Genomic DNA, 10,116 nt, shown 5'->3' with positions numbered 1-10,116 from the left:
GCCCCACCCCACCCTGCCCCCGCCCCTCCCACGCGGCATCCCGGCCCGGACCGCTCATTCGGCAGACGCGGTCGCCTGCAAACACCACCGCCCGCCCGCTGCCCATCCCCGGGCGCCTCCGATCGACCGGTTAACGCAATGGCTCCGTAAGCGCGTCCCGGAGTTTGAGACAGGAGGCTGGAAACTTCCCGTTGTTGTCGTTGAAGTAAGTCGGCGCCAGGAGGGCCACGGCTTTGGGGGGCGCTGCACCAGAGCGCAGCTGGCGGGCTGAGCGCGCAGGAGCCGCACGAGAGTAGCGGCCGTTTACGAAGCCTCGTCGGCCAGTCCAGTCGGGACGGCCGGTTCGGCCGGTTCGGTCAGTCCGGCCCGGCCCTCCAGAGTTCGCCTAGCTACGGCCCAAAGGCGGTCGAACTCTTCCGCGGTCAGCTCGGCCGCATGGGGCTGGTCCTGCCAGCCATCCAGAGGGCCCTCGGCCAGGACGCCGTATCGGTGCTCGTAGCGGAGCATTGCCGGGATGTCTGCGTGGTCACGCAGGTGCAGCACCTCTTCCAAGGAGGCTGCCGTCACGGGGCGGGCGTCCTTTCCGCGGATTTCGATATGGCGGGCTGCCCAGCCCTCCTCGTCCGTCTCGAAGTGCAGCCACAGGTCTTCGTCCTCGTAGTACATGCGGAACCGGGTCGGGTGTGCCATGCCGTCATCCTCACCTGCGCACCCCGTCGAGACGCCACTCGAAGTGGCCCGTCGAAGCGCCCCCCCGAGCCTGAAAAGGGGCCCGGTCGAGCCCGCCACCAAGGCGCGCCTCCACATGCGCGGCACCTGTACGTATACCTGTACGTACATGCGAAGACGGCGTTCTTCGTCCATCGGCCGTCCGCTTGGCCAGGCCCGTACGCGTCGCCGACAGGAGGCAAACAAAGGACCAACGCCCCTGGCGGAACGCCCCGATCCGCCCGCTACTGACGAGTCATGACCTGGCGTCAGCCCTTGATCAAAGGCGGTTATGCTACTACCGGCCCAGTGTATGAAGGCAGTTACCGCAGGTCACTCTGTGGCGGCGCCGTACGGGGAGCTGGGGCCCGCTAGACGTCCTGTGATCTGTCGATGTTTTGAGGGTTTTAGGGTGCAGATGGTTCGAGAAGGATCGTCGCCCGAGGGGCCGCGTCCTACCTCGGTTCTCGCGTGGATACTGCCCGCCGCGGCCACCGCGGTGGCCGCGGCCGTCGCCACCGCGACGGTTCCCTCGCAGGCGAGCACGCCGGTGATCTGGATCGGCGCGGTCGCCACCGTGGCGGTCGCGCTGGTGACCGGTGAAGTCTCCCGTCGCGGCCGGGCGCTCGACGCGCTGCGTGAGCAGGCCGCGACCCAGCAGGCCGCGCTCGGCCGGCAGGAGGCCGAGACCGTCCGGCTGGCCGAGGAACTGCTGCCCGAGGTGGTGGCCCGGCTCGGACACGGCGAGTTCCCCGAGGACGTGTATGCCGCGATGACCGAGCGGATCAAGCGTCATGCACGTGAGGCGGGTCTGACGCCCGAGTTCACCGCGGCGCACCAGGCCGTTCTGCGCTCTGTGCTCGACGCCGTCGTCGGCGAGGAGGACCTGCGCGAGTCCGCCCAGCGTGCGTTCGTGAACATCGCCCGCCGGGTACAGGCGATCGTCCACCAACAGGCCCAGGAACTGCGGGACATGGAGGACCGGCACGGCCAGTCCCCGGACGTCTTCGGCGACCTGCTGCGCCTGGACCACGGTACGGCTCTGATCGGCCGCCTCGCCGATTCCATCGCCGTTCTCGGTGGCGCGCGCCCCGGCCGTCAGTGGAGCCGAGCGGTTCCGCTGTTCAGCGTGCTGCGCGGCGCGATGTCCCGGATCATCGACTACCAGCGTGTCGAGCTGCACTCCGTGTCGGAGGTCGCGGTCGTCGGTACCGCTGTCGAGCCGCTGATCCACGCCCTCGCCGAGCTGCTCGACAACGCCACCCGCTACTCCCCGCCGCAGACCCGGGTGCACCTGACCGCCGTCGAGGTGCAGTCCGGCATCGCCGTGGAGATCGAGGACGGCGGCGTCAGCATGAGCGAGGAGGCCCGCAAGCGGGCCGAGCGGATGCTCCAGCAGGCGCAGCAGGGCATCGACGTCAACGACCTGGGCGAGACTCCGCGGCTGGGTCTCGCGGTGGTCGGCCGGCTGGCGCAGGCGTACAACTTCCAGGTATCGCTGCGGCCTTCCGCGTACGGCGGCGTGCGCGCGGTGCTGATCGTTCCGCAGGACCTGATCACCACGGCCGCCGCGACCGGCCGCGCGCACGGCATCGGCGCGTCCTCCGGCCCGCGTACGGCCCGTACGGAACGCCGCGAGGTGAGCGCGGCCCCGCAGGCCACCGGCCCCCGGCACGCAGCGCCGGCCCCGTCCGTACCGTCGGCCCAGGCCCGTAACGGATTCCCGGCTCAGTCCCAGAACGGGTTCCACGCCCAGGCCCAGAACGGGATCCCGCCCCAGACCCAGAACGGCTTCTCGCCCCAGGCTCAGGCCCAGCCCCCGGCTTCGGCTCCGTTCGCGCCGTCGATGCCCCCTGCCGCAGCGGCGGTGCCCCCGCAGTTCCGGGACGACGTCCGGGAGGAGACCCAGGATGACCTCCCCGTGGTGACCGAGCGGACCGCCAACGGGCTGCCGCAGCGGCGCCGCAAGTCCCGTGCCACCGCGCCCGTGCCCCCGGCGAACCCTGGTGCGCACGCGGCTCCCGCCGCTTCCTCGCCCGCCGTTTCCTCCACCGGAGGGACGGAGGACGCCGCGCCGGTGCAGCCCGGCATGTGGCTCGCCGCGTTCCAGAGCGGCCTGTCCGGCGAAAGCCACTCGGGACAGTCGGGGCAGTCGGGGCAGTCGGGGCAGTCAGGTCGGGCGAATGCGTCGGGCCAGGCGAATGCGTCGGGCCAGGCGGGCCAGCCGGAACGTTTCGGCCATACGGATGCGTCGGGTCGGCCGGGGCACATGCGCCCGGACCTGCCCGCCGAGCAGTCCGGCCCGGTCACCGACCGGACCGGCAACCCGGCCCCCGCGGCCGGTACGGGGACTTCAGTCAGTGCCGCAAGTGCAGCCAGTGAGAAGAGTGACGAGTCGTCGGAAAAGAGTGAGTAGCCATGATTCAGCACCGGCCCAACATGGACTGGATGCTCAAGGACCTCGCGGAGAGCGTTCCGCAGACCCGTCACGTGGTCGTGCTGTCCTCGGACGGCCTGCGCATGGCCCAGTACGGTACGGACACCGATACCGCCGACCGGCTGGCTGCGGCCTGCGCCGGCCTGCAGAGCCTGGCGGGCGCGGTGTCCGCGGAGTTCCCTCACAGCGACGGCCGGATGCGCATGGTCGTGATCGAACTGGACGGTGGCTTCTTCTACTTGATGGCCGCGGGCGCCGGCGCTTATCTGGCCGTCCTGGCCGATGAGGGTGTGGACGCCGGGCTGATCGGGCAGCGGATGCGGGACCTGGTGGCCCGTATCGGCGAGCACCTCAGCAGCCCACCGCGCCACGACGGACAGGGCGCATGATCCAGGGCGGCGAACGGATCGGCAGGCGGCCGGGGCCGCACGGGGGCACGGCAGGGCGAAGCGGGGACACGGCATGAGCGGAGCGGACCAGGACTGGGAGGACCAGAGCCCCGAGCGGCTCTATGTGATCACCGGCGGGCGCAGCGGCGCCTCCGGTCACACCACCTCCCTCGACCTGGTCACGCTGATCGTGTCGAAAACCGGCCCGAAACCGGGCATGCAGCCGGAGCAGGCGTCGATCATCCGGCTGTGCCACTCCCCGCTCTCCGTGGCGGAACTCTCCGCCTACCTGCAGTTGCCGGTCAGCGTGGTCACCGTCCTGCTCGGTGACCTGCTGGCCGACGGGCGGGTGGTGGCACGCGCGCCCGTGCCGCCCGCCCAACTTCCCGACCGTGCCCTTATTGAGGCGGTGATCCATGGACTTCAAAAGCTCTGAGACGCTTGTCGAACACCCCGCCCAGGGGCCGCGGAGCGAGGACGAACTGCCCGAGACCGCCGCGGCCGCGGTCAAGGTGGTGATCGTGGGCGGATTCGGGGTCGGCAAGACGACCCTGGTGGGCTCGGTGAGTGAGATCCGCCCGCTGACCACCGAGGAAACGATGACCCAGGCCGGTGTCGGCGTGGACGACATCGTCGGCATCGAGCGCAAGACCTCGACGACCGTCGCGATGGACTTCGGCCGCATCAGCCTCAACGAGGAACTGGTGCTGTACCTGTTCGGCACGCCGGGCCAGCAGCGCTTCTGGTTCCTGTGGAACGGCCTGTTCGACGGCGCGCTGGGCGCGGTGGTCCTCGTCGACACCCGCCGCCTGGAGGTCAGCTTCGACGTCATCGGGCGCCTGGAGGAGCGCGGCGTCCCGTTCGTCGTCGCCATCAACTCCTTCCCGGACGCGCCCGTCCACCCCGTCGAGGAGATACGGGGCGCCCTCGACCTGCCCCCGGAGGTGCCGATCGTCGAGTGTGACGCCCGGCTGCGGTCCTCCAGCCGGGACGTGCTGATGACGCTGATGCGGTATCTGCATTCGCTGGCGGTGAGCTGAGCCGGTCCGTTCGCTCGTGGCGGCCGAGACGACTGCCCGGGAGCCTGGCCGTACAAGCCGCGATCGCAGCGCCCCATCGGGCGGCTATAGCCCCTCCCGAATCACCCAAATCACCCCGAATCCCTCCCTTGCGCTTCGGTACCGGCGCCTCCTCCCGCATAATCCAAATCTCACCGGTAACTCCTTCACCGAGAGGTCACCCGCATGACGAACCCCTTCGAAGACCCGGAGGCGCAGTACCACGTCCTGACGAACGACGAGAACCAGCACTCGCTGTGGCCGGCGTTCGCGGAGATCCCGGCCGGCTGGCAGAGCGTGTACGGCCCGGAGGGTCGTCAGGCGTGCCTGGACTACGTCGAGGAGCACTGGACCGACATGCGGCCCCGCAGCCTGGCGGAGGCCATGGCCGACTGAGTACGCGTACTGAATGGGAGGTACCACTCCGGCGCGGAGCGGTATCTCCCATTCGCATGCCACCCGCCTTTCCTGTCCCTCTCCCGCCGCTACACCAACGTCACCCGCAGCGCGAACGCCGCGAACCCCACCGCCAGCACCCCCGCACACACCCGCCGCCCCCGCGACACCCCCGTCCACGGCATTTCCAGCCGTCTCGCCACCCGGGCGACGAGCACGAGCGTGACGGCGAAGAGCGGCAGCCACGGCAGGCGGGTCGCCATCCAGGCGGGGAAGTCCGGGGCGGTGGTCAGGCCCTGCACCGTCGTACCTACGAAGGAGGCAGGTACGGCGATCGCGAGCATCGCCGTCTGGTGCCAGCACAGGATCGTCATCGCGGACCGGTTGACGGCCGTGACCGGTGCCCACAGCGCGGGCCGTCGCAGCAGGGCCGCTATTCGGTCGCGCAGCAGGATCGCCGCGCCGGACTGCGCCGCGGCCAGGGCGATGACGAGCAGCGACGGCGGGTGCGAGTTCGTACGGTCGTGACCGGGGACGCCGACCAGGCTCGCCGGGTAGTGGAAGACGAGCAGCAGCAGCGCGAAGAGTGCCGTGCCGCCGGCGAACAGCAGCCAGGCGCCGCGCCTGCCGAGCCGCTTCTCGCCCCAGGAGACGCCCAGTTGGTAGCCGAACATCCAGCCGGGGATCAGGCTGATCAGCGTTGCCCAGTACGGTATGGAGTCGGCGAACGGCCCGTAGCGCAGGAAGTCCATGACGGCGATGACCGCCGCCAGCGGTGCCGCCGCCCAGCCCCCGAGCCGCCGCGAGGCCGCCATGCAGTACGGCGTCAGCGCCGTCACCACCGCGTACACACCGACGAACCACAGCGGTTGGACGACCAAGGTGGCGGCCGTGTGCAGCGTCGTGACGGGCACTCCGGCCGCGTACAGGGCGGCGGCGAGCACGGCCCAGACGGCGGTGACGCCGACGGCCGGCCGCAACAGCCGGGCCAGCCGGCCGCGCAGCCAGTCGCCCGGTGTCGCGCCCCGCTCGGCGGCGCGCCGGAAGGACAGGACGGAGGCGTAGCCGCCGACGAGGAAGAAGATGCCCAGCATCTGGAGCACCCAGGTGATCGGCGCCAGCGGGGCGAACGAGGACAGCGGGCTGGCGTTGTGCAGCGAACTGTCGGCGTCAAGGACGAACCCGCCGACGAGCCAGTGACCGGTCGGCACGGCCAGCAGCGCCAGCGCCCGCAGCCCGTCGACGGCTCGGTCACGCCGGACCGGGTCGGGGCCGCCGGTGGTCGGGTAGGGGCGCGGGGTACGGGGGCGGGACCGTTCGTCCAGGCTCATGCTCCGGCACCCGGTCTTCCGGTGGGACGCGGCATGGCAGCATTCCTCTCCTCGCGCACGGCCGGCCCGCGGGGGTGCCACGGGCCGGCCGGAAGTCCGTCATGAAGGCGATCGCCGATCGACCTCCATGCTGGTGCGAGGAGCGGCGGAACACAGTCGGGCCAGGGCCCCGATCGTGGTGGGGCAAACCCTCCCGTACGCCTGGGTGCCAGCACCCCGTGGGGCGCGTACGAACGGTCACTCGCTCCCCGGGACGGCGCGAGCGCAATCGTCACCCGCCCTACGGCGCCCCTTTGTTCGTATCATCGGCCTATGACCGCCAAGACTCCGGAACCCGCTGCCTGGGGCGAGCTGCGCGCTTCCCACTCCGACCGGGACGCCGTGGTGGAGCAGCTCAGGGAGGCGGCGGCCGAGGGCCGTCTCGACCTCGACGAGTTGGAGGACCGGCTGGAACAGGCGCTCACCGCCAAGACCTTCGCCGACCTGGCCCCGCTCACCGCCGACCTGCCCCGCTCCGCCTCCGTACTGGACCCGGGCGAGCCGCTGGTCCTCAAGGGTGGTTTCCACGGCGCCGCCCGGACGGGGCGCTGGCAGGTGCCCGCGCACATCACCGCGCACGGCGGCATGGGCGGCGTCCGGCTCGACTTCACCCGCACCGAGTGCCGACTTCCCGAGGTCGAGGTGGAGGTGTACGGCGAGATGGCGGGCGTCACGGTGATCATCCCCGAGGGCTGGGCCGCGGAAACCGACGGCATCACCACCGGCATGGGTGCCCTCAGGAACAAGACCACCCCCGACCGGCTCCCGGACACCCCGCTGATCCGCCTCACCGGCTCCGTCGGGATGGCGGGCGTGGTGATCCGCCATCCCAACGCCCGCGAACGCCGGGCACTGAAGCGCGAGCAGGGGAAGTAGGCGACGTCGTACGCCGGGCGGGTGGCGAGGCGCGGAGCGGTGGCGTGTCGGCGCCCTGTCCCGGGAGACGCGGCCCGTGTGGTCCGCCGATCCGTCCGTCTGTATGGGTGGACGGCCTTGCCGCGCCGGTCGGTACTTGCCGTATGACGCTACGAAGAGTCACCGCGGGAGACGCGGTGACCGGCGAGGCGTCTTCACACCGCCGTACCTTCAGGCGCCCGGCGGTGAGGGAGGTGCGCCCCCGGCAGGACTCGAACCTGCGGCCAAGTGCTTAGAAGGCACCTGCTCTATCCACTGAGCTACGGGGGCCAGGTGGTGGGCGTGGATCACGGGCCGCCGACAAGGATAGGGCTCCGTGTGCCTCGTCCCGGTTGCTTCACCTCCGTGGCACGTTGTGGAGGTTCGGTGAAGCGGTCCCGATAATCGCAGGCAGGTACGAATTCTGCATCGCTTTTGGCGCCTCACGCGTCGGGTGTTGTGCACTCGTTATGCCTGCGCCCCTCTGATCGCGACTGCCTCATGCGTCGCTGATCCCGTTCTGTACCGATTTACGCGGCGCGCACAGAGGGCTATACGCTTCAAAAACCCGCCAAAATTGGGCATTCTGCACCTGTGGCAACCTTGGACGTACAACCCCGGCTCCTTGACGTTCTGTCCGCGCTGCGCGACCGCGTCGACGCCGCGCGCTTCCCGCTGCCACTGCCCGGCGCCGCCCGCGCCCGGCGCACCCGGTCCGAATTGCTGGACCAGCTCGACGACTATGTGATGCCCCGGCTGCGCTCTCCTCAGGCTCCGTTGCTCGCGGTCATCGGCGGATCGACCGGGGCCGGCAAGTCCACGCTCGTCAATTCGCTGGTCGGCCGTCGTGTCAGCGAGGCCGGCGTGCTGCGGCCGACGACGCGTACCCCGGTGCTCGTATGCCATCCGGACGACCGGCACTGGTTCGCCGACCGGCGCGTACTGCCGCAGTTCACCCGGGTCCGGGTGCCCGTGCAGGACGGCCCCGACGCCATGGAGGCGTACGACGGGACGGGGCCGTACGACGAGACGCGTGCGTACGACGAAACGCACCCGTACGACGAAACGGGTCCGTACGGCGGGGCAGGGCCGTACGAGGGCGGAGACTCCCGGGCGGGTGGGAAATCGGCTTCCGAAGGCGATGGGGGCGCGAGCGGCCCGGCGGCGGCCCGTGGCCCTGGCGGGCCGACGGGCGCCGGGAGCGCGGTGGGCACGGTACGCGCGGCGGGCGTGGCGCCTCTGCGCGTCGAGACGGACCCGGCGCTCCCCAGCGGCCTGGCCCTCCTGGACGCCCCGGACATCGACTCGCTCGTCGCGCGCAACCGGGAACTGGCCGCCGAGCTGATCTGCGCGGCCGACGTATGGGTACTGGTCACCACCGCCGCCCGGTACGCGGACGCTGTGCCGTGGCACCTGCTGCGTACGGCGAAGGAGTACGACGTCACGCTGGTGACGGTGCTGGACCGGGTACCGCACCAGATCGCCTCCGACATCTCGGCGCGGTACGCGGCACTGCTGACCCGCGCCGGGCTCGGCGACGTCCCCCGTTTCACCATCCCCGAACTGCCCGAGTCGGCCGGCGGCGGCAGCGGCCTGCTGCCCGCCACGGCGGTCGCGGCGCTGCGGCGCTGGCTGGAGCGGCACGCCCAGGACACGGCAGTACGTAACGCGGCGGCGGCCCGTACCACCGCCGGGGTCCTCGCCTCGCTGCGCTCCCGTATGCCCGCCCTCGCCGGCGCCTCCGCCGCCCAGCACGCGGCAGCGCTGCGGCTGGCCGACCAGGTGGAGCAGGCGTACGAGGAGGCGGCGGCACGGGTGCGGCGGGAGATCGAACAGGGGGAGGTGCTGTCCGGGGACGCGCGGGCCCACTGGCGCGACCACGAACTCGGCGGCCGCCCCGACGAACTCCTGGACGCGCTCACCCACGGCCTCACCTCCCTGCTGCGCTGCGCCGTGGAACAGGCCGACGAGCGGGCCGCCGACGCGTGGCGCCGGGACCCCGCGTCGGCCGACGCGCCCCTGGCCGAGGCGGCGGACGCGGCGGCCTCGGCAGCCCGCCTGGGCGTCGTCGTCCGGCGCTGGCGGCGCTGCCTGGAGGAATTGGCGGAGGAGGGCGTACGGGAGGCACGCGCGGCCCGCGGCGGACGCACGGGGCGCGGGACAGCGCGGGCCGGAGAACGGACCAGGGCCGCGGCCGACCCCGAGGAAGCGGCGGCCCTGCTGGCCACCACGCTGCTGGGCGGCCGACGGGCCCGTACGGCGGGTGAGGCGCTCGCCGGCCTGATGGGGGCTCAGGCCGCGCTACGGCTGCGCGACCGGGGCGGCCGACTGCTCGAAACGTACCTTCAGCGCGCGTTGGACGGCGAACGGGAGCGGCGCCTGGCGCCGCTGGAGTCGCTGGGCGTACGGCCGGACCATCAGGCCGCGCTGATCGCCGCGCTGTCTCTGCTTCAGAAGGAGAGGGTGACGCGGTGACTGCTTCTGTAGGGCGTTCGGATGGGGATGGCGTACGCGGGAGCGCACCCGAGGCTGAGCCCGAGCCGCTTGTGGAGCCCGGCCGGGAGACGGGTTGGGCTTCGGAGCCGACGGCAGCGGCTGCCCAGGGGCGGGGGACGGGCAGCGGAGTGACGATGGGCGCCGAAGCGGTGCCGGACGCTGACGCGGCGACAACTGCTCGGGATGGAACGGCGGCGGACCAGAGTTCCAGTCCGAGCCCAACCCCGGCCCCGGCCCCGGACCCGCACCCGAGCCCCGCCTCCGACTCGGACGCCTCCGCCCCTGCCCCGACCTCAGAAGCCACTGACCCGCACTCAGATCCTCCAACCCCGGAATCCACCCCGCCCCCCAGCACCCCCGACACCTCC

General features: G+C 71.7%; 9 protein-coding genes and 1 tRNA gene. 7 read left to right on the top strand and 3 right to left on the bottom strand.

Annotation, left to right across the window (positions count from 1 at the left end; all coding sequences use genetic code 11):
* Positions 1–303: 303 nt before the first annotated feature.
* Positions 304–690 carry a hypothetical protein gene (locus ADK86_RS01720; RefSeq protein ID WP_053694916.1) on the bottom strand — a complete coding sequence of 129 codons (387 nt, stop codon included), beginning with the start codon at positions 688–690 and terminating at the stop codon, positions 304–306.
* A gap of 436 nt (positions 691–1,126) precedes the next feature.
* Here ADK86_RS01720 and ADK86_RS01715 point away from each other — a divergent pair, with 436 nt between their 5' ends.
* The 5 genes from ADK86_RS01715 to ADK86_RS01695 all read left to right on the top strand — a co-directional run bounded on the left by ADK86_RS01715 (position 1,127) and on the right by ADK86_RS01695 (position 4,988).
* Complete coding sequence (locus ADK86_RS01715) at positions 1,127–3,124, top strand: sensor histidine kinase (protein WP_234345639.1); 1,998 nt, start codon at positions 1,127–1,129, stop codon at positions 3,122–3,124.
* Between the two features lie 2 nt (positions 3,125–3,126).
* Positions 3,127–3,534 carry a roadblock/LC7 domain-containing protein gene (locus tag ADK86_RS01710; protein ID WP_030376561.1) on the top strand — a complete coding sequence of 136 codons (408 nt, stop codon included), beginning with the start codon at positions 3,127–3,129 and terminating at the stop codon, positions 3,532–3,534.
* Positions 3,535–3,607: 73 nt separating this feature from the next.
* A complete protein-coding gene (locus tag ADK86_RS01705) occupies positions 3,608–3,970 on the top strand; it encodes a DUF742 domain-containing protein (RefSeq protein WP_030594151.1) in 363 nt (120 codons plus the stop codon).
* Entirely contained in the window at positions 3,951–4,574 is a 624-nt protein-coding gene (locus tag ADK86_RS01700; RefSeq protein WP_003980094.1) for a GTP-binding protein, read from the top strand. The genes ADK86_RS01705 and ADK86_RS01700 overlap by 20 nt, the downstream gene beginning before the upstream one ends.
* Before the next feature lie 204 nt (positions 4,575–4,778).
* Positions 4,779–4,988, top strand: coding sequence for an MbtH family protein (locus ADK86_RS01695; protein ID WP_003980093.1), 210 nt, complete (start codon positions 4,779–4,781; stop codon positions 4,986–4,988).
* A gap of 89 nt (positions 4,989–5,077) precedes the next feature.
* Here the strand turns inward: ADK86_RS01695 and ADK86_RS01690 are convergent, their stop codons facing one another.
* Positions 5,078–6,319: an acyltransferase family protein gene (locus ADK86_RS01690; RefSeq protein ID WP_053694913.1), complete on the bottom strand. Its 1,242-nt coding sequence runs from the start codon at positions 6,317–6,319 to the stop codon at positions 5,078–5,080.
* A gap of 312 nt (positions 6,320–6,631) precedes the next feature.
* Between ADK86_RS01690 and ADK86_RS01685 the strand changes: the two genes are divergently transcribed.
* Positions 6,632–7,234 carry a DUF1707 SHOCT-like domain-containing protein gene (locus tag ADK86_RS01685; RefSeq protein ID WP_053694912.1) on the top strand — a complete coding sequence of 201 codons (603 nt, stop codon included), beginning with the start codon at positions 6,632–6,634 and terminating at the stop codon, positions 7,232–7,234.
* A gap of 236 nt (positions 7,235–7,470) precedes the next feature.
* On the opposite strand, the gene ADK86_RS01680 is transcribed toward ADK86_RS01685, so the two are convergent.
* Positions 7,471–7,543, bottom strand: a tRNA-Arg gene (locus tag ADK86_RS01680).
* A 312-nt stretch (positions 7,544–7,855) separates the two neighbouring features.
* Between ADK86_RS01680 and ADK86_RS01675 the strand changes: the two genes are divergently transcribed.
* Positions 7,856–9,727: a dynamin family protein gene (locus ADK86_RS01675; RefSeq protein WP_053694911.1), complete on the top strand. Its 1,872-nt coding sequence runs from the start codon at positions 7,856–7,858 to the stop codon at positions 9,725–9,727.
* Positions 9,728–10,116: the final 389 nt, after the last annotated feature.

Origin of the sequence: Streptomyces sp. NRRL F-5755, assembly GCF_001279365.1 — a bacterium.
In the GTDB taxonomy this organism is placed as follows: Bacteria; Actinomycetota; Actinomycetes; order Streptomycetales; family Streptomycetaceae; genus Streptomyces; species Streptomyces rimosus.
Note: the sequence above shows the minus strand (reverse complement) of the source record. Positions and strands in the feature narration are given on the sequence as shown.

What these genes read in the sequence shown, in the direction of transcription:
- ADK86_RS01720 (WP_053694916.1), bottom strand. Translation starts at nt 690, where the DNA reads ATGGCACACCCGACCCGGTTCCGCATGTACTACGAGGACGAAGACCTG.
- ADK86_RS01715 (WP_234345639.1), top strand. Translation starts at nt 1,127, where the DNA reads ATGGTTCGAGAAGGATCGTCGCCCGAGGGGCCGCGTCCTACCTCGGTT.
- ADK86_RS01710 (WP_030376561.1), top strand. Translation starts at nt 3,127, where the DNA reads ATGATTCAGCACCGGCCCAACATGGACTGGATGCTCAAGGACCTCGCG.
- ADK86_RS01705 (WP_030594151.1), top strand. Translation starts at nt 3,608, where the DNA reads ATGAGCGGAGCGGACCAGGACTGGGAGGACCAGAGCCCCGAGCGGCTC.
- ADK86_RS01700 (WP_003980094.1), top strand. Translation starts at nt 3,951, where the DNA reads ATGGACTTCAAAAGCTCTGAGACGCTTGTCGAACACCCCGCCCAGGGG.
- ADK86_RS01695 (WP_003980093.1), top strand. Translation starts at nt 4,779, where the DNA reads ATGACGAACCCCTTCGAAGACCCGGAGGCGCAGTACCACGTCCTGACG.
- ADK86_RS01690 (WP_053694913.1), bottom strand. Translation starts at nt 6,319, where the DNA reads ATGAGCCTGGACGAACGGTCCCGCCCCCGTACCCCGCGCCCCTACCCG.
- ADK86_RS01685 (WP_053694912.1), top strand. Translation starts at nt 6,632, where the DNA reads ATGACCGCCAAGACTCCGGAACCCGCTGCCTGGGGCGAGCTGCGCGCT.